A 24339-nucleotide genomic window follows, 5' to 3' on the forward strand; every position below is an offset into this window, starting at 1 on the left:
TGGGTAACCGGCGCCGCCGCCCTGAGGGCCTCAGCTGCTATCGCGGGCCTTGGCGCGGGCCTTCGAACGCGCGCGCAGCGTGGCGCTGAGTTCGACCTTGCGGACCCGCACCACTTCCGGGGTGACCTCGACGCACTCGTCGGCGGCACAGAATTCCATGGCCTGTTCGAGGTCAAGGGTGAGCGGCCGGGCGAGCGTCTCGATGACGTCGGCGGTCGAGCTGCGCATGTTCGTCAGCTTCTTCTCGCGCGTGACGTTGATGTCGAGATCCTCCGCGCGCGGGTTGATGCCGACCACATGCCCTTCGTAGGTCTCGTCGCCGGGCTCGACGAAGAACTGCCCGCGATCGGCGAGCTGGATCAACGCGAACGGCGTGATCGTGCCCGAACGGTCCGACACCAGCGAGCCGGTGTGCCGCGCGCGGATCTCCCCCGCCCACGGGCGGTAGCCGTCGAACACGGCGTTTGCGATACCGGTGCCGCGGGTCAGGGTCAGGAAATCCGTGCGGAAGCCGATCAGACCGCGGCTCGGCACGATGAAGTCCATCCGGACCCAGCCCGCCGCGTGGTTGGTCATCTCCTCCATGCGGCCCTTGCGGCCGGCCATCAGCTGGGTGATCGCGCCGACGAACTCGTCGGGGCAGTCGATGGTCATCGCCTCGAACGGCTCGTGCAGCTTTCCGTCGATGGTCCGTGTCACGACCTGCGGTTTGCCGACCGTCAGCTCGAAACCTTCACGGCGCATCTGCTCGACGAGCACGGCCAGCGCCAGCTCACCGCGGCCCTGAACCTCCCACGCGTCCGGGCGGCCGATGTCCACCACGCGGATGGAGACGTTGCCGACCAGTTCCTGGTCCAGCCGGTTGCGCACCATGCGGGCCGTCAGTTTGTGCCCGGACACCTTGCCCGCCAGCGGTGAGGTGTTGGTGCCGACGGTCACCGAGATGGCGGGCTCGTCGACGGTGATGCGCGGCAGCGCGTGGGCGTGTTCGGTGTCGGCGAGCGTGTCGCCGATCATGATCTCGGGCAGGCCGGCGACGGCGACGATGTCACCGGCGATCGCCTCGTCGGTCGGGGTGCGGTCGACGCCCTCGGTGACCAGCAATTCGGTGATCTTGGCGTTGGTGACGACGGGAACGCCGTCGACCTCACGCATCCACGCCACCTGCTGGCCCTTGCGCAACCGGCCGTTGTAGATGCGGATCAGGGCCAGCCGGCCCAGGAACGCGGAGGCGTCGAGGTTGGTCACCAAGGCCTGCAGCGGGGCCTCGGGATCGCCCTGGGGCGGCGGGATGTGTTCGAGAAGCACGTCGAAGAGCGGGTCGAGGTTCTCGCCTTCGGGGTTCTCACCGTTCGCGGGGTCGACGGTGCTGGCGATACCGGCACGACCGGAGGCGTACAGCGTCGGCAGTCCGAGCGCCTCCTCGGCGGCCTTCTGCGCCTCCTCGTCCAGGTCGGAAGCCACATCGAGCAACAGGTCATGGCTGTCGGAGACGACCTCAGCGATACGCGCGTCGGGCCGGTCGGTCTTGTTGACCACCAGGATCACCGGCAGATGCGCGGCCAGCGCCTTGCGCAGCACGAAGCGGGTCTGGGGCAGCGGCCCCTCGGAGGCGTCAACCAGCAGCAGCACGCCGTCGACCATGGACAGGCCGCGTTCGACCTCACCGCCGAAGTCGGCGTGGCCGGGGGTGTCGATGACGTTGATGACCGTGACGCTGCCGTCCGGGTGCCTGCGGTGCACGGCGGTGTTCTTGGCGAGGATCGTGATGCCCTTCTCACGTTCGAGGTCGCCGGAGTCCATCAATCGCTCGATGGCATCATCACCGCGGTGACTAAGGGCACCGGACTGCCGCAGCATCGCATCGACCAGGGTGGTCTTCCCATGATCGACGTGCGCCACAATGGCGACATTCCGAAAATCCACGCTGGTAAGTGTCGCAGTGAGGGTGCTCGATCGCGAAAACGAGAGATTCAGGTCACGTGAAGGCGAGCAAGCTGCTCGACATCAAACCGAAGAAGAAGTGCTGTCGCAGTAAGCCCCGGTGCAAGAGGTGTCCGCTGGTGTTGCACAAGGTGCACAAGGCCGAACTGATGGGCATCCGGGGCAAGGAACTCGAGAAGATCTACAAGCGCGCCCGCAAACGCTGATCCGGCGTTCCAACCCGGCCTCAACACCCCGGTTCAGGCGTACCGTTGAACTATCCGTCAGGTGTGCTCGGTTTCGGTTGGAGGTACCGGATATGACGGTCTATCAGGTTCTCACCATCGCGGTGATCATGGTGATCGCGTCGGCTGCGACGCTGGCGATCTACCTCGGGCTGCTCAATTGGATCGGCAGGTTCTACGTGGTGCACTGCTCGGCCTGCCATCACCTCACCGCGTCGACGGCCAACCAACCGCAGGCGTCCTGCCCGCACTGCCGTCATCCATTGCTGACGCACCCGCTGTACGCCGCCACTCACCCGAAGGCGCGGGTCCGGGTGGTCAGCGACTCGCTGCGGTACTGAGCGCTCGACCGGAAATCACTGGCCGGTTTACCCGTCCAGCGCCGGAACGCGTGTGAGAACGCGGTGGCGTCGCCGTAGCCGAGGCGGCGAGCCACCTCATTGACCGAAAGCCCCACGACACTGAGCAATTCGACGGCCAGCGTGTGCGAGACGTCGTTGCGCAACTCCCGATATGACGTGTGTTCGTGATTGAGCTGACGGCGCAGCGTGCGGGTGCTCATGTGCAGTTCGGCGGCGAGTTCCTCGACGCTGGGCATCGCTTCGGGGCTCTGCGCGAAGCGGGACCGGACCGTGGCCGACAGAGTGGGCGCGGAGTCGCGGGTGTGCACCAAACGCTCGCATTCGCGTGCGCAGGCGGCGCGGGTGACGGGGTCGGCGGTGGGCAGCTGTGGCTTCAGCGCCTCGGACGGGATGCGGATACGGTATTGCGCCGCACCGGTTTCCAAGGTGAACGGATGCAGTGCTTCCCGCAGTCGCATGCCCCGTTCTGCGTCGAACGGGACGTCCACCGACAGCGGCCCGGCCGCGAGTCCCGACATTCGCAGCAGCAGCGGCAGCGCCGAAAGGTCGCGTGCCGCATAGTATTCGCGAACATCGACCGGCAGGTGTTCGTAGCGGAGCACGACGGTCGCGACGTCCCCCTCCGCCACCGGCTGGGGATTGAACACCGTCGGCGACAGCGTGGCGTAGGCCAGTGCGACGGTCAGGGCCTCCCCTGCGTCGGCGCTCGACAGCAACGCGTAACCCCAGATGCCGAGGTCGCCGACGGTGAACTTCGACCCGACACTGATTCCCGCGGTCACCGGGTCGCCGAGCTCGCGGACCAGATTGGCGGTGATGACGAACTCATCGTCCTGCTCGATGCGGTGACCTGCGGCAACCACCCCGGTCTCGGTCCAGCGGGTACCGGCCAGCAGCCGTTCGCACGGCACACCGGCGTCGCGGGCCAGCGCGAACGCGTAGCGAATGCCAGCCGGACTCTTGGTCGCCACCATCGCCTGCGATCGTGGCACGCGCGGCCGCTCCAACCAGGTGATTGGCCGAATCGATCATCTGAATGGCCGCCGCGATCATGTCGCTTGGGGGTACGCGGCGACATCCTTGTCGATATGCGAACCAGCACGCTGCCGGTGGTTACGTCGGCGGTGCGTGACGTCGGCCTGATGGTCGGACAGGGCGCGATCCGCGATCTGCGGCGCGCCAGGGTCGGTTCGGCTGCGCCAAGCGTGCCGAGAACCTCTTACGACCCGACGACACCCGAGACGATCAGGAATCCGTTTCCCGAGTTGGCGCGTCTGCGTGAGCATCCCGTCCACGTCAACGAGCGGCTCAACGTCTGGATGATGGCCCGCCACGAAGATGTCACCGCGGCGGCGCGGGCACACGATGTGCTGTCATCCAGTTCGGGGATTCTGCTGCGGTCGACGGTGCTTCCGAGCGTCGTCACCACCGACGACCCCGATCACGCCCGGTTGCGCCGGTTGGCGGCGCCGTACTTCACGCCGTCGGCAATGCGCAGGCTGGAGGCATCGTTGGCGCAGTTCGTCGACCCGGCCGTCGATGCGCTGGCCAGCGGTGAGGTCGTCGACATGGTGCCCGCGCTGACGGTGCCACTGCCCGTCTCGGCGATCGCGCTGTTGCTCGGCATCGACCGCTCCCGCTGGCGTGATTTCCGGGTGTGGTCCAACGGTGTCACGGCGCTATTCGGCGCGCGCTCACTCGGCGGCGTCACGCTGACGATCGGCCAAGCGTTGCCGGGCATGCTGTCGCTGCGCCGCCTGATCGTCGACGAACTTCACAGGCGCAACACCGAGGACTTCGATGACGTGCTCGGTGGCATCAGCAAGGCGCTGGCCGCAGGCGAGATGACTCCCTTCGAGGCGGTTACCGCCGCGCTGCTGATCCTGGTCGCCGGCAACGAGACGACCACCAACCTGCTCGGCATCCTGCTGATCAAGTTGGCCACCGACCCGGATCTGTACGCGCGACTGCGGGATAACCGCGACCTGATTCCGGCTGCTGTCGAGGAAGCGCTGCGCTGGGGTTCACCGGTGCAGTGGGTGACGCGCACGACGCTGGCGCCGTATCGGGTCGGCGACGCCGTGATTCCCGAGCGCTCGCGGGTGGTCCTGTTCTATGCGGGCGCCAACCGCGATCCGCGCCGCTTCGACGATCCCGATCGTTTCGACTTCGAACGAAAACCCGTCGGCCACACCGGGTTCGGCCACGGCGCGCACTTCTGCCTTGGTGCGCACCTGGCCCGGCTCGAGGTGACCGTCGCGCTCAACGGGTTGTTCGACCGCATCGCGGGCCTGGAACTCGCCGGGCCGGTGATCTGGACGACGACCCCGTCCCTGTCCGGGCCGACGTCGCTGCCGGTGCGCGCCTGTCAGGGGTAGGACAGCAACAGCATGATGCGGCCATCGGGCGGCGGGTCCGGGAAGTCGCGTTCGTCGAAGCCGTAGTACTCCTGTTGGTCCTCGGTGATGTGGTCGATCACCTTGCCCTGCGTCTTGATCTCGCCGTTCTTGACGTCCTCCATGACGCCTTTGAAGTCGGGCACCGACAACGATTCGGCAAGCAGCAATGCCTCACCCCCGGCGGGCAATTCGATGAGCACCCCCGCGCCGGAGTAGTTGTTGCCGCCGCGGCCGGTCCCCCGTGGCGCCCAATAGACAGGGTCCGAATCGATGATGCCTTCGACGCGGCGGTACTCGCCGGCATGGTCGGTGTCATCGTCGACCGTGACGACGGGCAGAGCGGCGATCTTGCGGTCCTCCTGCCAGAACATGATGGCGAGGGGAATGCAGACGATCGCGTACATCATGACCATCAGCATCAGCACGGGCTTCCACGCGATTTCCCAACCCAACCGCCGCTGCGACATGCCCATGGCCTCGGCCTGGTTGTCGACTTGGCTTCGGCCGATTCGGAAGACATACCACGCCAATAGGCGCGCCAGCGCCATCAGCGCGAGAATGATGAGCCCGACGACACCGGCCAACCGCCAATAGAAGGTGTTGTCGCCGTGGTTGATCGTCATCAGCACCATGGTGGCCGGAATCGGTGCGGTGATGAGCAGTAGAAGTGCGTATGACGGATGGCTCGTCAGGTAGTCGTAGCTTGTCGTCCAGGCCCGGTTGCCGGCCATCACGGTGTAGTCGCCGACATGCGCCTTGACCATCGGCGTCCAGGTCCCGCGCACCACGCGAGGCCGGATCAGGCTGCGGAAGAAGAAGAATCCGGCGATCAGCGAAACCACGAGTGCGCCCCAGAACACGCCGGGCACCGAGCCACCGGTTCCGGGCACGCCGAACGCTCCTCGAATGTCGACGAGCTTGGCGATGAAGAACATCAACGGCACGGCGAAGAAGAACTCGATCAGCCAGATCTGAATGAGTTGCGGGATCCGCGATCCGATCCGATCGAAGGCCAGCACCCCCCGCCAGACGAACCGCAGCACGCGCATGGACCGGAACAATAGTGTGAGCTGGCCGGATTGGCGCCGAGTTGAGCCGACGCGCTAGACCGTGAGGGCCTCTCGGAGCTCGACGAGCCACGTGCGGTCGGCGGGAACCCAATCGAGGCCGTCGAGTTCGTCGACGGTGATCCAGCGCAGCGCGCGGTGATCGTTCGGATGGAGTACGCCGCCGGTCTGGGTGACCCGATAGGCGCGCAGCGCGGTGGTGGGGTTGAGCGCGACGTCGACGCCGATGCGCGCACCGACGGTCACGTCGACGCCGAGTTCCTCCTTGAGTTCACGGGCCAGCGCGGACTCGTCGGTTTCGCCGGCCGCCACCTTGCCTCCCGGGAGTTCCCACAGTCCGGCGAGTGCGGGCGGCCTTGCACGCTGCGCGACCAGCAGCGCGTTGTCCGCGATCAGGGCACCCGCGACCACGATCTGACTTGGCATCACCGGCGACGGTATACCGTCGAAAGCATGGCTGTGTTAACGGACGAACAAGTAGACGCCGCACTGCCCGACCTCGACGGATGGGAGCGCGCCGATGGGACGCTCCGCCGATCGATCAAATTCGGATCCTTTCTCGACGGTATCGACGCGGTGCGGCGCGTCGCCGAGAAGGCCGAGGAGAAGGACCACCATCCGGACATCGACATCCGTTGGCGGACAGTGACTTTCGCATTGGTGACGCACTCCGAGGGTGGCATCACCGACAAGGACGTCGAGATGGCGAAAGAGATCAACGCGATCGTCGGGTAGCCGCGATCCACGCCAGCGTCGCCAGCGTCGCGACGATGTAGATCAACCCGGCCCAGGCCAGATACCACGGCCGGGGCATCACCCAGATCGTCGGCTGCGCGAAGCTGAGCAGCCACGGCACGCCGATGAGGGTCAGCGCCAGCCACCCCCAGCCCAGGATGCGCGCGCCGAGCCGCTCTCGTAGCGGTCCGTGCAATAGCCAGATCATCAGCGGGATCAGCCACACCCAGTGGTGCGTCCACGAGATCGGCGAGAGCAGCAGGCCGAACAACTGCACGACGACGATGGCGCCCAGCCGATCCGACGCGCCGCCGATCGCCCGCCACGCCAGCACCGCCAGCACCGCCGTCACCGCGATACCGGCCAGCACCAGCGGCCCGTAGCCGGCGTCGTACCCGAGGATCCGCGTGATGCCACCGCGCCAGGACTGGTTGAACGACGTGCCGACGGGCCCGACCCGCGAGGCGTCGCCAAGTAATTCGGTGAAGTAGTAACGGGTTTCGTTGCCGATGATCAGCCATGAGACGCCCACCGTGCCGAAGAACACGACCGCCGAGAATGCGACGGCGGCCCACCGTCGCGCCCCGACGAAGTACAGTCCCGACGCTGCCGGGGTCAGCTTCACGCCGGCGGCGAGCCCGACGAGTAACCCTGACACCCACCATCGGGTGCTGTACACCGCGTAGAGCACCGCGAGCACCAACAGCACGTTGATCTGCCCGTAGTCGAAGGTGCTGCGCAGGGGTTCGATCCAGATGCCGACGGCCGTCCACAGCATCGCGGTCCGACGATCTCCGGCCCCCAGCAGGCGCTGGCTCATCCGCACCACTCCGTACAGCGCCGCGATGATGCCGAGCTGCCATAGGAACGCAACGAGCCCGAACGGCAACAGGTGCAGCGGGTAGAACACGATCGCCGCGAACGGCGGATACGTGAACGGCAGCGGGAAGTCCGGCGTCTGGTCGGCGTAGACGTAGTCGTAGAGCGAACCCGGATCGTCGAGCATGCCGGCCCCGCCCACATACACGTGCAGATCGACGAAGTTGGCCCCGTTGGGCACCAAATACGTCCACGCCAGTCGCGCGAGGACGCTGATCACCAACAGGAGCGGCGCGGCGGCGGCCAGGCGGGAGGACGCTCGCGCAGCGTTCGGAGTGGTGGTCGACGTGTTTATCCATACGACTCTATCGACCCGGTCACCGTTCACAGTCGCATCCGTAACGGTTGCATAAACGCCACACGTGTCACTTGAGTAACACCAGTAACTCCGTAGCTTCGGGCGAAGGCGTGCCGACCAAACCTGAATGGGAGAACCATGCATAGCACCGGAAAACTGTTCGCGACCACGATGATTGCCGCTGCGGGGGCCGTGACGGCCGCGGTTGCGCTGAGCGGCACCGCCGCCGCCCAGCCTGCGGCACCTGCCCCGACCCCCGGCGTGCCGGGACTTCCGTTCATCCAGCAGCTGGCTTCCAATCCGGCGGCGGCGACGCAGCTCATGCAGGGCGTCACCTCCCTGCTGACCACCGCGGCCTCGCCGACGGCAGCGACACCTGCGACACCTCCGCCGGCCGCGACCGCGTCGGTCACCCTGCCGCAACCTCCTGCCGCGCTGCCCGGCGCCCCCTCGGTCGTCAGCACCCCGACGGCTCCGGCGACCGGCCCGGCCAACATCCTGCCGCAGGTGGCGGCGATCCCGACCAGCCTCGCCTCGCTGATGCCCGCCGGGACGCCGTTGGCCGGCCTGCTGCCCGCGGCGACCAACGCAGCCGCACCGGCCGCGGCCGCCGTACCGGCCGTCGCTCCTGCGGCCGCTGCTCCCGCGGCACCGCTGATCCCGGCGCTGTCGGCACTGCCCTGACGGTAGCGGCGACATCGACCGAGAAGACCACTACAACCACTCTTTGGGGGAGTCATGTCAACCAGGACGATGTTCGCCACTGCTGCCATTGCGATCGGCACATCGGTCACGCTGCTGTTCGGCGGCGTGACCGGTGTGGCCAACGCAGAACCCGCAGCACCGCCTGCGCCACCGCTGCCGATCGACGGGCTGATGGCCCCGGGCCTGCCTGCGGTACAGAGTCTGGGGCCTGTCATCCAGCAGGCCGCAGCTGATCCGACCAACGCCGCATCCACACTGATGGCCGCGGCGGCGGTGTTCGCGGGAGATGCCGCGGCTCCGCCCGCGTCCCGGAATGTCGCGACTGCCGTCAACCAGTTCGTCGCGCACACTCCGGCGCCAGGCGCGGTGCCCGGTACCGAGGCGCACCTGCCCGCGGGCATCAACCCCGCGCACGTCGTCGGACCCGCGCCTGAGGAGGCGCCCGCACCCGAAGCGCCGGCACCCGAGGCGGCGGCCCTGGCCGCCCCTGCTCCGGAGGCTCCTGCTCCTGCGCCCGCACCGGAGGTCGCAGTGCCGGTGCCCGCACCCGCGCCTGAGGCCGCGGCCCCTGTGCCCGCCCCTGCGCCGGCTCCGGCGGATCCTGCTGCCGCGCCGGCAGCCGCACCCGGCGGTCCCGAATTCGGTCCGGACGCCCCGACGACACAGGACTTCCTGTATCCGTCGATCAGCAACGGGTGCCTCAAGGACGGCGGAAACGTGCTCGCCACAGCGATTTCGGTGGCCGGCCCCGCCAAGATTCCGACACCGGGCCCCGGCCCGGGCCAGACCGCCTACGTGTTCACCGCGATCGGCACGCCGGGACCTGCCGCCGAGCAGAAGCTGCCGCTGAATGTCACCTGGGTGAACCTGACGACGGGCAAGTCGGGCAGCGCGACGCTGACGCCGCGCGCCGACATCAACCCGCAGGGGCCGACCACACTGGTGGCGATCGCCGATACCGGCTCGGGCAGCATCATCTCGACGATCTTCGGTCAGGTCACCACGACCGAGAAGCAGTGTCAGTTCATGCCGACCATCGGCTCGACGGTCGTTCCCTGACGCATAGAGCGCACGGTTGTTGACACCTCTACTCGAGGTTTGTGTTCAACAACCGTGCGGTCGGCGTCTGGTCAGTAGGCCATAAAGAGGATTGCGTCCCGGTCGTAATCGCGGCCGGGGTGCACCTCCGACAGGTGAGCCTGGGCCTTCTCCACGAGATCGTCCTCGTTCTCACCGGTGATCGCCTCGCCACAGGGGCAATTCAGGTGTGTCTTCATGTCTCAAGCTTCCCACAGCCGATGATGTGAGGCATGGAGCTTTATGACGTCATGCGCACCACGGGTGCTGTCCGCCGATTCACCGACGACCCACTGCCCGACGACGTGCTCGAACGCATCCTCGACAACGCGCGGTTCGCACCGACCGGCGGCAATCGCCAGGGCACCCACGTGATCGTGATTCGCGACGACAACACCCGTAGGGCTCTGGCCGACCTCAGCGTGACGGGTGCGCGTCGCTATACGGCGCAAGTCAAGAACGGCGAGTACCCGTGGAACCCGACGAAGCCGATGAAGGTGACGCCGGAGGAAGTCGCCGCCACCGAGGCGGGCCCCTACCTACCATTCATGTACTGCGGCGCCGTGCTGGTGATCTGCGTGGACCTCAACGTGTGCGCCGCATTCGACCAGAACCTCGACCGCATCGGACTGATCGCGGGCGCGTCGGTGTATCCGTTCGTGTGGAACATCCTGCTGGCCGCGCGCAACGAAGGGCTCGGCGGCGTGCTGGCGACGGTCACCGTGGCCGAGGAACCGCGCGTCAAGGAGCTGCTCGACATTCCCGAGGACTATGCGATCGCGGCGTTGCTGCCGATCGGCAAGCCGGTGAAGCAGGTCCGCAAGCTGACTCGTAAGCCGGTCTCCGAGATCGCCACCCGCGAGCGATTCGATGGTGAGCCGTTCACGGTGGGGTGATGCGGTTTCGGCCGGTAGGTCGACGTTCGGTAACAGATCGGCAGTTAGCGAGACTCGATGGCGTCGTAACTCTTCCCCATTCACGGCAGCCGTGGGACCTTGAACTCATGACCTGCACGCTGGGTTATGCCACCGCTAGTTCTGTCGAGCAGAATCTCGATGATCAGCTGGCGGCGCTCAGCGCTGAGGGCGTCGACCCTCGGCGCGTGTTCACCGACAGGTTGTCCGAATCCGCCGACCGGGCGCGCGCCGGTCTGCACGCGATGCTGAGTTACGCGCGATCAGGCGACACGGTCATCGTCGTCGCACTCGACCGTCTCGGCCGCTCGACCACCGAGGTGACCCGCACCATCGCCGACCTCACCGATCGCGGATTACGGCTGCGGGCGCTGCGCGAGGGGTTGGACACCGGAACGTCGACGGGGCATGTCGTCGCGAGCGTTCTGCGCAGCCTGGCTCAACTCGACCTGCAGCACTACCACGACTCGCGCTAACCCCACCCCGCCGAGACTGTCCCCAGCTTCGCGGGGGCCCCACACAGATCGCAGTTCTCCGTACTTTCGCGATCTCCCTGGGCCCCCGCGAAGCTGGGGACAGTCTCGTGAACCGCGCGCTAGGCCTTGGCGGCCTTAGCCGCCGCTTTGGCCTGCTTCTTGTAGTTGCGCACCTTCTCGAGCGAGCCGGGATCGACCACGTCGGCCACCGACAGGTACGACCCCGCCTTGCCGTAATCGCCCGCCGCCTTGCGCCACCCCGTCGGTGTCACGCCGTACTGTTTGCCCAGCAGCGCGAGGAAGATCTTCGCCTTCTGCTCGCCGAACCCGGGCAGCGCCTTGATGCGACGCAACACCTCGGCGCCATCCGGATCGCCTGCGGTCCACAGCCCCGCCGTCTGCCCGTCGTACTGATCGACGATCAGCTGCGCGATGGCCTGGATCTTCTTGGCCATCGATCCCGGAAAGCGATGGATCGCAGGTGTTTTCGAACACAGCGCGGCAAACTCGTCAGGGTCGTACTCGGCGATCTCACGGACGTCGAAGCCGCCCATCCGGTCGGCAATCTTCTTCGGCCCCGCGAAGGCATGCTCCATCGGATACTGCTGGTCCAAAGTCATGCCGACCAGCAGCGCGAACGGATTGGCCTCGAGCAGTGCATCAGCCGCGGGATCTTGAACTAGCTGCAGTTTCGCCACGTGGCCAGTTTAAGGTGGCGACAGCGCCACGGGCGTCGCCCGTGCGACCACCTGGTGAGGTGAGATGTCCGGCGAGCTCGCGATCGTACTGGCGATCCTGGTTCTGGCCGCCGTCGCGGCCGCGGTCATCACCGTGCGCACGCGCCGCGTCGTGGCCACTCCCACCGAGCGCGGCGTGCATGCCGCGCTGTACACCGCCTCGCTGGCCGCTCGCGCACTGCGCCAGGGCCTGGACACCGACTCCGCAGGCACCGCAGTCCCCTTCCTGCGCGGGTTGACCGGCACCGAGGGCGTGGCGGTCTTCGACGTCGACGGTCGCCTGCTCGCATCGGATCCACCCGAGGAGCCGCTGTGGACCTCGGCCGTGCTCGACGCCTGCGAGCGCGCCGCGGGCGAGTCGATTTCCGGAGGACGACGGGTCCTCACCCACGCGGGGACTTCAACCGTCCTGGCACAACCGCTGCTCGCCGAGGGCGGCGACGCACTGGGCGTGCTCGTCGTGGTGACCACCCGCTCCCCCGCGCCTGGCCTGCTCGGCGCTGTCGGCGAGGTGGCTCGCTACGCAGCCAGCCAGATCGAGCTGGCGGAGCTCGACGCGTCGCGCGCCCGCCTCGACCGCGCCGAGGTGCTGGCGTTGCGCGCCCAGATCAGCCCGCACTTCATCTACAACGCGCTCAACACAATTGCGTCGTTCGTGCGTACCGACCCGGACCGCGCGCGCGAGCTCATCCTCGAATTCGCAGACTTCACCCGCTACTCGTTCCGCGCGGCCGGGCAGTACACGACACTCGCCGAGGAACTGCGCAACATCGATCGGTATCTCACGCTCGAACGTGCGCGCTTCGGTGAGGCCCTCAAGGTCAAGCTTCAGGTCGCGCCGGAGGTGCTCAACGTCGTCGTACCGTTCCTCGCCCTGCAGCCGTTGGTCGAGAACGCGGTGCGGCACGGATTCGCCGGGCAGGGCGGCGGCGAGATCGAGATCATCGCCCGCGACGAGGGTTCGGACTGCGTCATCACCGTCGAGGACAACGGCGTCGGCATGGACCCCGACACGTTGCGCGCCGGACCCGGCGACGCCCTCGCCGACGACAAGAAGGACTCCGCGCACGTCGGGCTGACCAATGTCGACCATCGGCTGCGCGCGGCGTTCGGCAACGATTACGGTCTGGTGGTCGAAACGGCAATCGGCGCAGGCACCAAGGTCGTGATGCGGGTACCCAAGTTCCGCTCGGGCGTGCGGGCCGGCGGAGGAGCATTCGGGTTGGACGCGCCATGACCAGGGCCTTGACGGTGCTCGCAGTTGACGACGAGGCGCCCGCGCTCGACGAGCTGGCCTACCTCCTCGAGAAGCATGCCGACATCGGAAAGGTGCTGCGCGCCGGTGATGCCACCTCTGCGCTGCGCGAACTCAACCAACGGCCCATCGACGCGATCTTTCTCGACATCAACATGCCCGGACTGTCCGGCATCGAACTCGCCGGTGTGCTCGCCAACTTCTCGCACCGGCCCGCCATCGTGTTCGTGACGGCGCACGACGACAAGGCCGTCGCCGCGTTCGACGTCGGCGCGCTGGACTACCTACTCAAGCCGATCCGGCAGGACCGCCTGGACGAGGCGATACGGCGGGTGATGACCAGAACGGCCACCGAACCCGAGAGACCTGACGACGATGTGATCCCCGCCGAGCTCGGCGGCGTCACGCACCTGGTGCCGCGGGACACCATCGGCTGGGTGGAAGCCGAGGGCGACTACGCCCGGCTGCACTCAGCATCTGGGTCGCACCTGGTGCGTATCCCGCTGAGCACTCTCGAAAGCCGTTGGCGGGACAAAGGCTTCCAACGTGTACACCGTTCCTACCTGGTGGCGCTGCGCATGGTCACGGGGCTGCGGACCAACGCGGGCGGGGTGCTGGTGCGCCTGCGCGCCAACGGCGCCTCCCCCGCGGTTGAACTTCCGGTGAGCCGACGCCAGGTGCGTGAACTGCGTGACCGCGTGGTGCGCGACCCGATGCGGAACCTGAAACCCGATGACTAGCAACGAGAAACCCCAACGCGAACGGGTTGTGCTGGCCCACCGGCGCGGGGCCCGCATGGTGCGCACACGCGTCGAGGTTCAGGAACAGACCCTGGTCGGCGATGCGCTGGTGCGCGGCCTGGTGCGCGCCCAGCTGGGCCTGGCGCTGCGACTCGCCGCGGTGGTGGTGTGTGCCGTCGTCGCGATTCCGTTGCTCAACACGGCATTTCCGGATCTGGCCGCCATCACCGTCATCGGTATCCGGCTCAACTGGCTCGTGCTCGCTGTGCTGGTCTACCCGTTCTTCTACGGGGTGGGACGGCTCTATGTGCGGTTGGCCGAGCAGGCGGAGCGCGACTTCGTCGGCGTCGTCGACAGCGAACCATGACCGGCTCACCACTGACGGCTGCGGCGCTGCTCGTCGCGGTGATCGCCACCGTCTCGATCGGCGTGTACGGAGTTCGGTTCTCCCGCACCACGTCCGACTTCCTCGTCGCATCCCGCACCGTGGGACCGCAGTGGAACGCCGCGGCGATCTCGGGTGAATACCTGTCGGCCGCATCGTTCCTCGGCGTCGCCGGACTGATCGCCAAGTACGGCGCCGACGCGCTGTGGTACCCGGTCGGCTTCACGGCGGGCTATCTCGGACTGCTGTTGTTCGTCGCCGCACCGCTGCGCCGTTCGGGCGCCTACACGGTGCCGGATTTCGCCGAGTTCCGACTCCGGTCGGCGCGGCTGCGCAAGGTAACCATGCTCGTCGTCGTGGTGGTGTGCGTCTACTATCTGGTGCCGCAATACCAGGGGGCCGGCCTGGCGCTGAAAGCCCTTCTGGGCCTACCGGTTTGGGTGGGGCCGCTGGTGGTCGGCACCATCGTCATCTCGAACGTGGTCGCAGGCGGCATGCGATCGATCACGTTCGTCCAGGCGTTCCAGTACTGGTTGAAACTGACCGCGATAGCGATACCCGCGCTGGCGCTGCTCGCCCTGTTCGTCACCGATCGCGGCGACCTCGGCGGTCCACTTCCTCCGACGGTCACCCAGGACACGACCGTCGCAATCGAGACCGATGTGGTGGTGCGGGTCGCCGAGCCCGCCGGTATCATGGTGACCGGCATGCTCGACGGTATACCTGTTGACGCCCAACCGATTCCGACACCGGGCGACCACACCCTCGACGCGGGCACCACGCTGACTCTCTCGGCGGGTGCGGCGACACCGGTCGTGGCCGGCACCCCCAGCAGCGGGGCCGACTGGATCGCGTCCGGCGGCGGTCTCGGCGGTGGCCATCCGCTCTACCAGGTGCTGTCGATCATCGTCGCAACGTTCCTGGGCACCATGGGCTTACCGCATGTGCTGGTCCGCTTCTACACCAACCCCGACGGCCGCGCGGCCCGACGTACCGCGCTTGCGGTCATCGCGCTGTTGTCGCTGTTCTATCTGTTTCCAACCCTGCTCGGGGTGTTCTCGCGGCTCTACGTGCCGCGGGTGCTGATCACCGGCAACGCCGATGCCGCGGTCCTTCTCGCGCCGTCCAGTGCGATCGGCGGAGCCGCCGGTCAACTGCTCGCCGCGCTCGTCGCCGCCGGGGCCATCGCAGCGTTCCTGTCGACGTCGTCCGGGCTGTTGGTCAGTATCGCGGGCGCCCTGGCCACCGACGTGCTGCGCGGGCGGGTCCGCGACTTTCGGGTTGCTGCGGTGGTGGGCGGGCTCATCCCGATCCCGCTGTCGCTCGCCACCACAGGAGGTTTGGAACTGTCGCGCAGTGTGGGACTGGCCTTCGCCGTCGCCGCGTCCACGCTGTGCCCCCTGCTGGTGCTCGGCATCTGGTGGCGTGGCCTGACGGCGTGGGGCGCTGCGTGCGGGCTGGTGGTCGGAGGCATGCTGTCGGGCACCGCGGTGACGGTGGCGGTGGCAGGCGGGATCGACGACGACGTCCTCGGTGGCTGGCCCGCAGTGATGATCGGCTACCCCGCCGCGGTCACCGTGCCGCTGGCGTTCGCGACGATGATCCTGGTCAGTCGGCTCACCCGCGCCTCAGCGCCCGCAGACGTCGCGCGGATCTTCGCCCGTATGCACGTGCCGGAACGGCTCGGCATGGGCGTCGAACGCGTGCCAAGAGGCTGACCGCGCCACCGTTCGTCGTCGCCGATCGACCGCTCACCGCACCACCTGCGGGTTTCACCGTGTGAGCGCCGCCAGCTCTGGGTATGTGACCTGCATCTCATCTAGTTTCTGCAGTTGAGCCGGTTCACATTCGACGTTCAGGAGCACACGATGCCGACCACCGAAACCGCCATCAGCGGTGAGGAGTACCTGGCCGTGCAGGCCAGTCCCGAATTCCAAGAATTGCGAAGCAGATTGCGTCGCTTCGTGTTCCCAATGAGTGCGCTGTTCCTGCTCTGGTACACCGTCTACGTTCTGCTCGGAGCGTTCGCCCACGACTTCATGGCCACCAAGGTCTGGGGCAATGTCAACGTCGGCATCGTCATCGGCCTCGGCCAGTTCGTGTCGACGTTCCTCATCACCGCGCTGTACGTCCGGTTCGCCAACCGTGAACTCGACCCGCGTGCGGCGGCGATCCGCAACGAGCTCGAAGGCGGTGCGGCATGACCGACAGGTTCAATACGGTGACCGTCCTCGCCGCCGACACCACCGTCGGCAACCCGGTCGCCAACATCGGCATCTTCGCGCTCTTCGTCGCCGTCACGCTGTTCATCGTGATCCGCGCCAGCAAGAAGAACGCGACCGCCGCTGAGTTCTTCACCGCGGGAAGGTCTTTCACCGGTCCGCAAAACGGTATCGCCATCTCCGGCGACTACTTGTCCGCGGCCAGCTTCCTCGGAATCGCCGGCGCCATCGCGGTTTACGGCTATGACGGGTTCCTGTATTCCATCGGCTTCCTGGTGGCCTGGCTCGTCGCCCTGCTGTTGGTCGCCGAGTTGCTGCGCAACGCAGGCAAATTCACGATGGCCGACGTGCTGAGCTTCCGGCTCAAGCAACGCCCGGTGCGGCTGGCGGCCGCCACCACCACCCTCGCCGTGTGCCTGTTCTACCTGCTGGCGCAGATGGCGGGCGCAGGTGGCCTCGTCGCGCTGCTGCTGAACGTCACGAGTGATATCGGTCAGGCGCTGGTCATTGCCGTCGTCGGCGTGCTGATGATCGTCTACGTGCTGATCGGTGGCATGAAGGGAACGACCTGGGTGCAGATCATCAAGGCGGTGCTGCTGATCGGTGGCGCGGCGATGATGACGGTCTGGGTGCTCACCAAGTTCGGGTTGAACTTCTCCGAGATCCTCGGTGCGGCGCAGTCTGCGGTCTCGCAGTCGACGAACGAAGCCGTCGCCAGCCGCGACGTGCTGGCACCGGGTGCGCAGTACGGTGCGTCGCTGACTTCGCAGATCAACTTCATCTCGCTGGCGCTGGCGCTGGTGCTCGGCACGGCGGGCCTGCCGCACGTGTTGATGCGGTTCTACACGGTGCCGACCGCCAAGGAGGCACGTCGATCGGTGGTCTGGGCGATCGTGCTGATCGGCGCGTTCTACCTGTTCACCCTCGCGCTCGGCTACGGCGCCGCGGCGCTGGTCGGACCCGATGCGATCCTCGCCGCGCCCGGCGGGCAGAACGCCGCAGCCCCGCTGCTGGCATTCCAACTCGGTGGCGTGGTCCTGCTCGGCATCATCTCGGCGGTCGCGTTCGCGACGATCCTGGCGGTGGTCGCAGGCCTAACCATCACGGCCGCAACGTCATTCGCGCACGACATCTACGCGAGTGTGATGAAGAGCCACCAGGTCAGCGAGAGCGAGCAGGTTCGGGTTTCGCGCATCACCGTGGTGGTGCTCGGCATCCTCGCCATCGGCCTGGGCATCCTCGCCGCGGAGCAGAACATCGCGTTCCTGGTCGCCCTGGCGTTCGCGGTGGCCGCCGCGGCGAACCTGCCGACGATCATCTACTCGCTGTACTGGCCCCGGTTCAACACCCGCGGTGCGCTGTGGAGCATGTACGGCGGTCTCATCTCGACGATCGTCCTGATCATCTTCTCGCCCGCGGTGTCCGGCGCGAAGACCGCGATGTTGCCGAACGTCGACTTCGCCTGGTTCCCGCTCGCCAACCCCGGAATCGTGTCGATCCCGCTGGCGTTCATCCTGGGCATCGTCGGCACGCTGAGTTCGCCCGATCGCGGCGATCCGGCGATCGCGGCCGAATTCGAGGTGCGCTGCCTGACCGGCGTCGGCGCCGAGAAAGCCGTCAGCCACTGACGCTTCCCCACCGAAGCTGGATTCCAGCAGGGAACAGCCTTACAGCTCCCTGCTGGAATCCAGCTTCTCGGAATAACGAGGTGGGCCCCGACCGCTACTGTCTAGCGTGACCTCGCAACGCCTGGCCTTCCCGCTGCTGGCCTACGCCTTCGCCGCGATCATGGTCGGTACCACGTTGCCGACGCCGATGTATGCGCTCTACGGCGACAACCTGCAGTTCGCGGTGCTGACCACGACCGTTATTTACGCGGCGTACGCGGGCGGGGTGCTCTTCGCGCTCCTCGTGTTCGGCCGCTGGTCCGACGCCATCGGCAGGCGACCCATGCTCCTGGCGGGCGTCGCCGCAGCACTGGCGTCGGCCGCGGTCTTCCTGGTCGCGGATTCGGTAGGTGCGCTCCTGGTGGGCCGCGTCCTGTCCGGGCTGTCCGCGGGGATCTTCACGGGGACGGCCACCGCGGCGGTGATCGAGGCGGCACCGCCCAGTTGGCGCAGCAAGGCCGCCGCGGTCGCCACCGTTGCGAACATCGGCGGGCTGGGCATCGGCCCGCTTCTCGCGGGCGTCCTGGTGCAGTACGCGCCCGCGCCGCTGCACCTGAGCTTCGTCGTGCACATCGCGCTGGCCCTGCTGGCCGGTCTCGCGGTGCTGATCGTGCCGGAGACCTCACAGCGCACGGGCGGCATCGGCGTCCAGCGACTCTCCGTACCCACCGAGGTGCGTTCGGTGTTTGTGATCGCCGGCCTCGCGGCATTCGCGGGGTTCGCGGTGACGGGTTTGTTCACTGCCGTCGCGCCGTCGTTCCTGGCCGACGTCGTCGGCATCGACAACAACGCGGTCGCCGGGATGATCGCCTGCTCGATCTTCGCCGCATCCGCGGTGGCGCAAGTGGCCGCCCGCGGCATGGCACCGCAGCGCGCGGTGGCGGTCGGTTGCGCGATCCTCGTCATCGGCATGATCATTTTGGCTGTGGCACTTCACTTCTCGTCATTGGTCGGGCTCATTGCCGCGGCTGTCGTGTCCGGCGTGGGTCAAGGCATCAGCTTCAGCCGCGGACTGGCCGCAGTCGTCGAACGCACACCCGCGCAGCGCCGCGCCGAGGTGAGCTCCACCTACTTCGTCGTCGCGTACGTGGCCATCTCTCTGCCCGTCGTCGGGGAGGGTCTGGCCGCCCGCGCATGGGGCCTGCGTACGGCAGGGGTCAGTTTCGCTGTCGCAGTGGCGATCCTCGCCGGGATCTGCTTGGTGGCGATCCTGGCGCGAGAGGCCCGTGATTCGCGTCGCGTGTCCGCGGAGATGGTGACGACGAAGTCGGGCTAGCCGCTCTTGCGGCGGAACTCGCGGCGATTCTCGACCGGTCCGTGCGCCCGCGGCTGCTTGGCGCCCTTGTCCTTGTGGTCGGACCCGCCCGCCGACTTGGCCTTTTTCCGCTCCAGCGCTTCCCGGAACTTGCGTTTGGTGTCGTCTTCCGGTGCATCAGGCATAACGGCAGCCTAGCCCGTCGTCACCGGCCCGTCGCCTGCTTTACCGCTTGCCCGGCGGCATGCCGTAGACGTGCGAGATCGGCATCGTCATCAGCACCCGCCTGTCCTCGACCATCGCCCGCCGGTAGTCGTCCCAGTCAGGATGCTCACCGGCGATATTGCGGTACAACGCAATCAGCCCCTCGACGGTGTCATCGTTTGGTGACGCGGCCGGCGGGGTGAGTGTCGCGACGCCTTCGGCCACCGCGTACGCCCAGCCGTCGTCCGAGCTGACATGGATCGACGCCCGCGGATCGCGTCGCAGGTTGCGGGTCTTGGCCCGCGGCTCGGTGATCGACACCTGGATCGTCAGATTGCGCGGGTCGAAGTAATACGACACGTTCGACAGTTGCGGCCGGCCGTCGCTCTTGATCGTGGCCAGAACGCCGAGCGAGTTTCCGCCGATCAACGCCAGGAGCTTGTCGTCGAAAACGTGACGTCCCATATCTGCAGCCTACGTCTCTACCATCGTGCGAATGACCGCGATTGACGGCAACAGCCTCGACGGCGTCTCTGCCACCACGCTGTGGACGCTGCACAACCGCGCCAGCGAGGCCATGCGCTCCGACGGGGCGATCCGCGACCCATGGGCCGTCACGCTGTTCGATGCGATCTCCTACGACTACCTCAAGTTCGGCAAACCCAACCAGTCGCATGCGCTGCGGGCCGTCGCCTTCGACGCCGCCGCCAGCGCGTACCTGACCGCGCATCCCCGGGCATCGGTGGTAGCGCTGGCCGAGGGTCTGCAGACCAGTTTCTGGCGGCTGCAACGCGCCGGTGTGGCCGACGAATTGACCTGGTACTCAGTCGATCTCCCACCCGTCATGGCGCTGCGCCAGAAACTCCTGCCCGCCGACGACCGGATCGTGCCGTTGGCCCAGTCGGCGCTCGACTTCAGCTGGATGGACCGCGTCGACGACTCACACGGGGTGTTCATCACCGCCGAAGGGCTGCTGATGTATCTCGAGCCAGAGGACGCGCTGGGCCTGATCCGCGACTGCGCGGCCCGCTTCCCCGGCGGTCAGATGATGTTCGACTCCATCCCTCACTGGTTCTCCAGGCGCACGCTCAAGGGGATGCAGCTCTCCGACCGCTACATCGCCCCAGCGATGCCGTTCGGGCTCACCGCCGACGAGGCCGTCGCCCTGGCCGGCCGCATTCCAGGCGTGCGCGGCGCACGCGACTTCGCCTATCCGCCGGGACGGGGCCTGTTCAAGCTGGCTGCCAACCCTGCGCTGGACCGCCTCGGCTTCGTGAGGCGGCATCGCCCCAGCATCACGCTGCTGGAGTTCGGATAGACCGTTCTAGGCTCGACCTGTGACCAGATATGCCGCTTTTCTTCGCGGCGTCAACGTCGGCGGCGTCAACCTGAAGATGGCTGACGTGGCCAAGGCATTCGAAGACGCCGGATTCACCAACGTGAAAACGATTTTGGCCAGCGGCAACGTGGTGATGGACAGCCGTTCCGGGGTCGACGCGGTCAGAAAGAAGGCCGAGAAAGCGTTGCGCGATGCGTTCGGCTACGACGCGTGGGTGCTGGCATATGACCTGGACACCGTGCGGTCCATCTCCGAGGGGTACCCGTTCGAGCGCGAGGTCGAGGGACGTCACTCCTACATCACCTTCGTCACCGACCCCGATGTGCTCGACGAACTTGCGGCGCTCGGCGAAGAGGCGGGGCCCGACGAGAAGATCCAGCGCGGCGAGGGGGTCCTCTACTGGCAGGTGCCCAACAAAGGCACGCTGGACACCACGATCGGCAAGACGATGGGCAAGAAGCGGTACAAGTCGTCGACGACCACCCGCAACCTGCGCACAGTCGAGAAGGTGCTGCGGTAGGTACATTCGGCCGTGTGACTATCGATTCGACCGCAAAGGTTGACGGCGCGATCTTGACCGGGGTGTCGGAGACGGCGCTGATGACGCTGAAGGTGCGCGCCACGGAGGCGAGCCGACCGGATTCGATCATCGACGACCCGATGGCGATCAAGCTCGTCGACGCCATCGATTTCCCATGGGAGAAGTTCGGCGTGAGCCGGCGTCAGGATATGGCGGTCCGTGCGCGCGCGTTCGACGGCGAGACACGCCGCTACCTCACCGACCATCCGCGGGCCACCGTGGTGGCGCTGGCCGAGGGTCTGCAGACCAGCTTCTACCGTCTCGACGCTTCGGACGTGGGCTATGAATTCCGTTGGCTCACTGTTGATCTCCCGCCCATGATCGAGTTGCGGCGCAAGCTTCTGCCGCCGTCGGACCGGATCGAGATGTGCGCACAGTCAGCGCTCGACTTCACGTGGATGGACAGGGTGCCAACGGACGAAGGGGTGTTCATCACCGCCGAGGGCCTGCTGATGTATCTGCAGCCCGACGAGGCGCTCGGGTTGATCGCCGCCTGCGCCGAACGCTTTCCGGGTGGTCGCATGATGTTCGACCTCCCGCCGGCCTGGTTCGCCAAGGCGATAACCCGCGGGGTGTTGCGGCCGTCGCTGCGCTATCGGGTGCCTGCGATGCCGTTCAGCATGACGCCGTCGCAGCTGGCAAATCTCGTCAACGAGGTGCCCGGCATCAGGGCGGTGCACGATTTACCGCTGCCGCCTGGACGCGGCAAAACCTTCAACACCATCTCGTGGGCCGTGCAGCGCGTTCCGCTGTTCGATTCGGTGCGCCCGCTGACGACGCTGCTGGAGTTCGGCTAGCCGAACGCGGCTTCGACGTAGCGCAGCGCTTCCTCTTTGCCGATGCCCAGTGACTTCGCTGCCGACACGTACGTGGCGGCGGCGGTGGCCATGGTCGCATCGGCGGGGTCGACGCGGGCGACGAATGTGCCGAAGCGGCCGCGGGTTTCGAGTACGCCGGCCGACTCGAGTTCACGGTAGGCACGGGCCACCGTATTGACCGCCAGGCCGAGTTGGCCGGCGAGTTCGCGGACCGTCGGCAGCCGGGTGCCCGGTGGCAGCCGACCGTCGCGCACGCCGTCGATGATCTGCGTTCTGAGTTGATCGAATAGGGGGCCAGACGTCCGGTGATCGATATTCACCCAATCCCCCAACTTGGTCACGTGCTCAGTATCGCCTAAGCGGCTACTTTGGTCATGTGCAAATAGCGGTCCTCAGCGGTGCGGGCATCTCGGCGGAGAGCGGTGTCCCGACGTTCCGCGACGCCGAGACCGGCTTGTGGGCCAAGGTGGACCCGTACGAAATATCCAGTTCAGAGGGCTGGCAGGCGCACCCCGAACGGGTGTGGGCCTGGTATCTGTGGCGCCACTACATGATGGGTTCGGTGGCCCCGAACAACGGCCACCGCGCCGTCGCCGCCTGGCAGGACTACGCCGACGTGCACGTCGTCACGCAGAACGTGGACAATCTGCATGAGCGGGCCGGCAGCAAGAACGTGTATCACCTGCACGGCAGCCTGTTCGAATTCCGTTGCGATCGTTGCCAAAACGCCTACACGGGCGAACTGCCCGAGATGACCGAACCGGTCGAGACCGTCGACCCGCCGCGGTGTGTGTGCGGCGGGATGATCCGGCCCAATGTGGTGTGGTTCGGTGAGGCGTTGCCCGACGAGGCGTGGCAGCGCTCGGTCGAAGCCGTTGCGGGGGCCGACATCGTGATCGTCGTCGGCACGTCGTCGATCGTCTATCCCGCGGCGGGCCTGGCCGAGATGGCGGTGGCCCGCGGCACCGTCGTCGTCGAGGTGAATCCGGAACCCACGCCGCTGTCAGCCACCGCGACGGTGTCGCTGCGGGAGACCGCCGCGGGGGCGCTGCCCGGCCTCCTGCAGCGGTTGCCCGCCCTCCTCGGCTGAAACTCCGGCGATTTGTGTGCGTTTAGGAGCGCTCACCGCTCCTAGATGCACACAAATCGCCGGAAATGGAACCGTTTGAGCGCCTACAGCGTCAACCCCTGGCGTGGTCGCAGATTTTCTACGCCAACACGACGGGGTCATCACGCTCGAGCAAGCACAGCGTGCGGGGTTGAGTAGGCACGCGGTCGATCGGCGCATACGTACCGGCCATTGGCGGCGCTGCTACCCGGGCGTGTACTTCGCCGACGACCGCCCCTTCACCGATGCCGCACGGGTGAGAGCCGCGGTCTGGGGCTACGGACTCCAAGCTGCCGCCAGCGGATTGGCAGCGGCGTGGTGGCAGGGTTTGACGAAGTTCCCGCCCGAAATCGTCGAAGTCACTGTGCCGAAGACAAGCCACCATCCCCGCCGCGATGGCGTCCGTATGCGCCGCCGCGACTTGGCACCGAGGGACGTCGTCGAGCGAAACGGCTTGCGGGTCACCGAATTGGCCTTGACGGTCGTCGAAGCCGCCGTACGATTTCGCGGCGGAGCCGCATTGATGGATGCGGCGCTTCAGCGCCATGTCGATCTGCGCGAACTTTGGCGCGCTCACCTACGCAACAAGGGGCGGCACGGCTCACCCGCCGCACGGCGGCTGCTAAAAGCAGCCTCGGACGGTGCGCGCTCCGAAGCCGAACGACTGCTCGTGAAACTCCTTCGGCAAAATCGCATTACGGGCTGGCGTGCCAACCATCCGGTCGGCGGCTTCATCGTTGACGTCGCATTTCCCAAACTCAAGGTGGCCATCGAGGTCGACGGTTTGGCGTTTCACAGCGACGCCGACGTCTTCGTCGCCGACCGTCAGCGGCAGAACATCATCACGTTGCGAGGGTGGAAAGTACTGCGCTTCACGTGGCTGGACCTCACCGAGTACCCCGAGCGCGTCATCGCTGAAATCAACCACGCAATCGGCTAACCCCAGCGA

Annotated in this window: 30 protein-coding genes; 20 read left to right on the top strand and 10 right to left on the bottom strand. The window is 66.9% G+C overall.

Features of this window, described 5'->3' with window-relative positions; genetic code table 11:
* Window positions 1-30: 30 nt before the first annotated feature.
* Entirely contained in the window at window positions 31-1926 is a 1896-nt protein-coding gene (gene typA, locus H7J93_RS18010; RefSeq protein WP_267307648.1) for a translational GTPase TypA, read from the bottom strand.
* 56 nt (window positions 1927-1982) lie between these two features.
* Between typA and H7J93_RS18015 the strand changes: the two genes are divergently transcribed.
* Both H7J93_RS18015 and H7J93_RS18020 read left to right on the top strand, forming a co-directional pair.
* Window positions 1983-2150 (top strand): hypothetical protein, encoded by a 168-nt coding sequence (locus H7J93_RS18015; RefSeq protein ID WP_110810402.1) that lies wholly within the window; start codon window positions 1983-1985, stop codon window positions 2148-2150.
* Window positions 2151-2242: 92 nt separating this feature from the next.
* Entirely contained in the window at window positions 2243-2509 is a 267-nt protein-coding gene (locus tag H7J93_RS18020) for a hypothetical protein (RefSeq protein ID WP_267307649.1), read from the top strand.
* Here H7J93_RS18020 and H7J93_RS18025 read toward each other — a convergent pair.
* Complete coding sequence (locus H7J93_RS18025) at window positions 2461-3522, bottom strand: helix-turn-helix domain-containing protein (protein WP_267307650.1); 1062 nt, start codon at window positions 3520-3522, stop codon at window positions 2461-2463. The two genes, H7J93_RS18020 and H7J93_RS18025, sit on opposite strands and share 49 nt — an antisense overlap.
* Window positions 3523-3618: 96 nt before the next feature.
* Here H7J93_RS18025 and H7J93_RS18030 point away from each other — a divergent pair, with 96 nt between their 5' ends.
* Window positions 3619-4908, top strand: a complete 1290-nt coding sequence (locus H7J93_RS18030) for a cytochrome P450 (RefSeq protein ID WP_267307651.1) — start codon at window positions 3619-3621, stop codon at window positions 4906-4908.
* On the opposite strand, the gene H7J93_RS18035 is transcribed toward H7J93_RS18030, so the two are convergent.
* Window positions 4899-5978, bottom strand: a complete 1080-nt coding sequence (locus H7J93_RS18035; protein WP_267307652.1) for a hypothetical protein — start codon at window positions 5976-5978, stop codon at window positions 4899-4901. The genes H7J93_RS18030 and H7J93_RS18035 overlap by 10 nt on opposite strands.
* 54 nt (window positions 5979-6032) lie before the next feature.
* Window positions 6033-6422, bottom strand: a complete 390-nt coding sequence (locus tag H7J93_RS18040; RefSeq protein ID WP_267307653.1) for a (deoxy)nucleoside triphosphate pyrophosphohydrolase — start codon at window positions 6420-6422, stop codon at window positions 6033-6035.
* Between the two features lie 27 nt (window positions 6423-6449).
* Between H7J93_RS18040 and H7J93_RS18045 the strand changes: the two genes are divergently transcribed.
* Window positions 6450-6731, top strand: a complete 282-nt coding sequence (locus H7J93_RS18045) for a 4a-hydroxytetrahydrobiopterin dehydratase (RefSeq protein WP_267307654.1) — start codon at window positions 6450-6452, stop codon at window positions 6729-6731.
* Here H7J93_RS18045 and H7J93_RS18050 read toward each other — a convergent pair.
* A complete protein-coding gene (locus tag H7J93_RS18050) occupies window positions 6712-7938 on the bottom strand; it encodes a mannosyltransferase (protein WP_267307655.1) in 1227 nt (408 codons plus the stop codon). The genes H7J93_RS18045 and H7J93_RS18050 overlap by 20 nt on opposite strands.
* Window positions 7939-8046: 108 nt before the next feature.
* On the opposite strand from H7J93_RS18050, the gene H7J93_RS18055 reads away from it, so the two are divergent.
* Both H7J93_RS18055 and H7J93_RS18060 read left to right on the top strand, forming a co-directional pair.
* Window positions 8047-8592, top strand: a complete 546-nt coding sequence (locus tag H7J93_RS18055; protein ID WP_267307656.1) for a hypothetical protein — start codon at window positions 8047-8049, stop codon at window positions 8590-8592.
* A 54-nt stretch (window positions 8593-8646) separates the two neighbouring features.
* Window positions 8647-9672 (top strand): Rv1157c family protein, encoded by a 1026-nt coding sequence (locus H7J93_RS18060; RefSeq protein WP_267307657.1) that lies wholly within the window; start codon window positions 8647-8649, stop codon window positions 9670-9672.
* 71 nt (window positions 9673-9743) lie between these two features.
* Here H7J93_RS18060 and H7J93_RS18065 read toward each other — a convergent pair whose 3' ends face one another.
* On the bottom strand, window positions 9744-9890 hold the full coding sequence (locus H7J93_RS18065; RefSeq protein WP_083152389.1) for a DUF1059 domain-containing protein: 147 nt from the start codon (window positions 9888-9890) through the stop codon (window positions 9744-9746).
* 33 nt (window positions 9891-9923) lie between these two features.
* Between H7J93_RS18065 and H7J93_RS18070 the strand changes: the two genes are divergently transcribed.
* Window positions 9924-10586: a nitroreductase family protein gene (locus tag H7J93_RS18070; RefSeq protein WP_267307658.1), complete on the top strand. Its 663-nt coding sequence runs from the start codon at window positions 9924-9926 to the stop codon at window positions 10584-10586.
* Between the two features lie 107 nt (window positions 10587-10693).
* Complete coding sequence (locus H7J93_RS18075; protein ID WP_267307659.1) at window positions 10694-11080, top strand: recombinase family protein; 387 nt, start codon at window positions 10694-10696, stop codon at window positions 11078-11080.
* A 119-nt stretch (window positions 11081-11199) separates the two neighbouring features.
* Here the strand turns inward: H7J93_RS18075 and H7J93_RS18080 are convergent, their stop codons facing one another.
* Window positions 11200-11778, bottom strand: a complete 579-nt coding sequence (locus H7J93_RS18080) for an HhH-GPD-type base excision DNA repair protein (RefSeq protein ID WP_267307660.1) — start codon at window positions 11776-11778, stop codon at window positions 11200-11202.
* A gap of 64 nt (window positions 11779-11842) precedes the next feature.
* Between H7J93_RS18080 and H7J93_RS18085 the strand changes: the two genes are divergently transcribed.
* The 7 genes from H7J93_RS18085 (at window position 11843) to H7J93_RS18115 (ending at window position 19362) form a co-directional block, all read left to right on the top strand.
* Window positions 11843-13054 (top strand): sensor histidine kinase, encoded by a 1212-nt coding sequence (locus tag H7J93_RS18085; protein WP_267307661.1) that lies wholly within the window; start codon window positions 11843-11845, stop codon window positions 13052-13054.
* A complete protein-coding gene (locus H7J93_RS18090; RefSeq protein ID WP_267307662.1) occupies window positions 13051-13812 on the top strand; it encodes a LytR/AlgR family response regulator transcription factor in 762 nt (253 codons plus the stop codon). The genes H7J93_RS18085 and H7J93_RS18090 overlap by 4 nt, the downstream gene beginning before the upstream one ends.
* A complete protein-coding gene (locus H7J93_RS18095; protein ID WP_267307663.1) occupies window positions 13805-14179 on the top strand; it encodes a hypothetical protein in 375 nt (124 codons plus the stop codon). The genes H7J93_RS18090 and H7J93_RS18095 overlap by 8 nt, the downstream gene beginning before the upstream one ends.
* Window positions 14176-15915 carry a sodium/solute symporter gene (locus tag H7J93_RS18100; RefSeq protein ID WP_267307664.1) on the top strand — a complete coding sequence of 580 codons (1740 nt, stop codon included), beginning with the start codon at window positions 14176-14178 and terminating at the stop codon, window positions 15913-15915. The genes H7J93_RS18095 and H7J93_RS18100 overlap by 4 nt, the downstream gene beginning before the upstream one ends.
* Window positions 15916-16065: 150 nt before the next feature.
* Window positions 16066-16401, top strand: coding sequence for a DUF485 domain-containing protein (locus tag H7J93_RS18105; RefSeq protein WP_267307848.1), 336 nt, complete (start codon window positions 16066-16068; stop codon window positions 16399-16401).
* On the top strand, window positions 16398-18047 hold the full coding sequence (locus H7J93_RS18110; RefSeq protein WP_267307665.1) for a monocarboxylic acid transporter: 1650 nt from the start codon (window positions 16398-16400) through the stop codon (window positions 18045-18047). Before H7J93_RS18105 ends, H7J93_RS18110 begins: the two co-directional genes overlap by 4 nt.
* 106 nt (window positions 18048-18153) lie before the next feature.
* Window positions 18154-19362: an MFS transporter gene (locus H7J93_RS18115; protein ID WP_267307666.1), complete on the top strand. Its 1209-nt coding sequence runs from the start codon at window positions 18154-18156 to the stop codon at window positions 19360-19362.
* On the opposite strand, the gene H7J93_RS18120 is transcribed toward H7J93_RS18115, so the two are convergent.
* Window positions 19359-19526, bottom strand: coding sequence for a DUF5302 domain-containing protein (locus tag H7J93_RS18120; protein ID WP_267307667.1), 168 nt, complete (start codon window positions 19524-19526; stop codon window positions 19359-19361). The genes H7J93_RS18115 and H7J93_RS18120 overlap by 4 nt on opposite strands.
* Window positions 19527-19566: 40 nt before the next feature.
* Window positions 19567-20010, bottom strand: a complete 444-nt coding sequence (locus H7J93_RS18125; RefSeq protein WP_267307668.1) for a PPOX class F420-dependent oxidoreductase — start codon at window positions 20008-20010, stop codon at window positions 19567-19569.
* 31 nt (window positions 20011-20041) lie between these two features.
* On the opposite strand from H7J93_RS18125, the gene H7J93_RS18130 reads away from it, so the two are divergent.
* The 3 genes from H7J93_RS18130 to H7J93_RS18140 all read left to right on the top strand — a co-directional run bounded on the left by H7J93_RS18130 (window position 20042) and on the right by H7J93_RS18140 (window position 22261).
* Complete coding sequence (locus H7J93_RS18130) at window positions 20042-20863, top strand: class I SAM-dependent methyltransferase (RefSeq protein WP_267307669.1); 822 nt, start codon at window positions 20042-20044, stop codon at window positions 20861-20863.
* A 19-nt stretch (window positions 20864-20882) separates the two neighbouring features.
* The gene (locus H7J93_RS18135; protein WP_267307670.1) at window positions 20883-21404 is read left to right on the top strand and encodes a DUF1697 domain-containing protein; all 522 of its coding nucleotides are present in this window, start codon (window positions 20883-20885) and stop codon (window positions 21402-21404) included.
* Between the two features lie 80 nt (window positions 21405-21484).
* Window positions 21485-22261 (top strand): class I SAM-dependent methyltransferase, encoded by a 777-nt coding sequence (locus H7J93_RS18140; protein WP_276022142.1) that lies wholly within the window; start codon window positions 21485-21487, stop codon window positions 22259-22261.
* On the opposite strand, the gene H7J93_RS18145 is transcribed toward H7J93_RS18140, so the two are convergent.
* The gene (locus H7J93_RS18145; RefSeq protein ID WP_267307672.1) at window positions 22258-22623 is read right to left on the bottom strand and encodes an Rv1152 family transcriptional regulator; all 366 of its coding nucleotides are present in this window, start codon (window positions 22621-22623) and stop codon (window positions 22258-22260) included. The two genes, H7J93_RS18140 and H7J93_RS18145, sit on opposite strands and share 4 nt — an antisense overlap.
* A 35-nt stretch (window positions 22624-22658) precedes the next feature.
* Here H7J93_RS18145 and H7J93_RS18150 point away from each other — a divergent pair, with 35 nt between their 5' ends.
* Window positions 22659-23372, top strand: coding sequence for an NAD-dependent deacylase (locus H7J93_RS18150; protein WP_267307673.1), 714 nt, complete (start codon window positions 22659-22661; stop codon window positions 23370-23372).
* A gap of 103 nt (window positions 23373-23475) precedes the next feature.
* Complete coding sequence (locus H7J93_RS18155; RefSeq protein WP_267307674.1) at window positions 23476-24330, top strand: type IV toxin-antitoxin system AbiEi family antitoxin domain-containing protein; 855 nt, start codon at window positions 23476-23478, stop codon at window positions 24328-24330.
* The last annotated feature ends 9 nt before the right edge of the window (window positions 24331-24339 follow it).

The organism is Mycobacterium barrassiae (assembly GCF_025822765.1).
GTDB classification, from domain to species: domain Bacteria; phylum Actinomycetota; class Actinomycetes; order Mycobacteriales; family Mycobacteriaceae; genus Mycobacterium; species Mycobacterium barrassiae.

Bases quoted from the DNA above. Each gene is read 5' to 3' on its own strand.
- H7J93_RS18055 (WP_267307656.1), top strand. From the start codon at position 8,047: ATGCATAGCACCGGAAAACTGTTCGCGACCACGATGATTGCCGCTGCG.
- H7J93_RS18065 (WP_083152389.1), bottom strand. From the start codon at position 9,890: ATGAAGACACACCTGAATTGCCCCTGTGGCGAGGCGATCACCGGTGAG.
- H7J93_RS18110 (WP_267307665.1), top strand. From the start codon at position 16,398: ATGACCGACAGGTTCAATACGGTGACCGTCCTCGCCGCCGACACCACC.
- H7J93_RS18130 (WP_267307669.1), top strand. From the start codon at position 20,042: ATGACCGCGATTGACGGCAACAGCCTCGACGGCGTCTCTGCCACCACG.
- H7J93_RS18085 (WP_267307661.1), top strand. From the start codon at position 11,843: ATGTCCGGCGAGCTCGCGATCGTACTGGCGATCCTGGTTCTGGCCGCC.
- H7J93_RS18140 (WP_276022142.1), top strand. From the start codon at position 21,485: ATGACGCTGAAGGTGCGCGCCACGGAGGCGAGCCGACCGGATTCGATC.
- H7J93_RS18075 (WP_267307659.1), top strand. From the start codon at position 10,694: ATGACCTGCACGCTGGGTTATGCCACCGCTAGTTCTGTCGAGCAGAAT.
- H7J93_RS18105 (WP_267307848.1), top strand. From the start codon at position 16,066: ATGCCGACCACCGAAACCGCCATCAGCGGTGAGGAGTACCTGGCCGTG.
- H7J93_RS18035 (WP_267307652.1), bottom strand. From the start codon at position 5,978: ATGCGCGTGCTGCGGTTCGTCTGGCGGGGGGTGCTGGCCTTCGATCGG.
- H7J93_RS18090 (WP_267307662.1), top strand. From the start codon at position 13,051: ATGACCAGGGCCTTGACGGTGCTCGCAGTTGACGACGAGGCGCCCGCG.
- H7J93_RS18030 (WP_267307651.1), top strand. From the start codon at position 3,619: ATGCGAACCAGCACGCTGCCGGTGGTTACGTCGGCGGTGCGTGACGTC.
- H7J93_RS18070 (WP_267307658.1), top strand. From the start codon at position 9,924: ATGGAGCTTTATGACGTCATGCGCACCACGGGTGCTGTCCGCCGATTC.
- H7J93_RS18100 (WP_267307664.1), top strand. From the start codon at position 14,176: ATGACCGGCTCACCACTGACGGCTGCGGCGCTGCTCGTCGCGGTGATC.
- H7J93_RS18120 (WP_267307667.1), bottom strand. From the start codon at position 19,526: ATGCCTGATGCACCGGAAGACGACACCAAACGCAAGTTCCGGGAAGCG.
- H7J93_RS18040 (WP_267307653.1), bottom strand. From the start codon at position 6,422: ATGCCAAGTCAGATCGTGGTCGCGGGTGCCCTGATCGCGGACAACGCG.
- H7J93_RS18020 (WP_267307649.1), top strand. From the start codon at position 2,243: ATGACGGTCTATCAGGTTCTCACCATCGCGGTGATCATGGTGATCGCG.
- H7J93_RS18045 (WP_267307654.1), top strand. From the start codon at position 6,450: ATGGCTGTGTTAACGGACGAACAAGTAGACGCCGCACTGCCCGACCTC.
- H7J93_RS18095 (WP_267307663.1), top strand. From the start codon at position 13,805: ATGACTAGCAACGAGAAACCCCAACGCGAACGGGTTGTGCTGGCCCAC.
- H7J93_RS18060 (WP_267307657.1), top strand. From the start codon at position 8,647: ATGTCAACCAGGACGATGTTCGCCACTGCTGCCATTGCGATCGGCACA.
- H7J93_RS18125 (WP_267307668.1), bottom strand. From the start codon at position 20,010: ATGGGACGTCACGTTTTCGACGACAAGCTCCTGGCGTTGATCGGCGGA.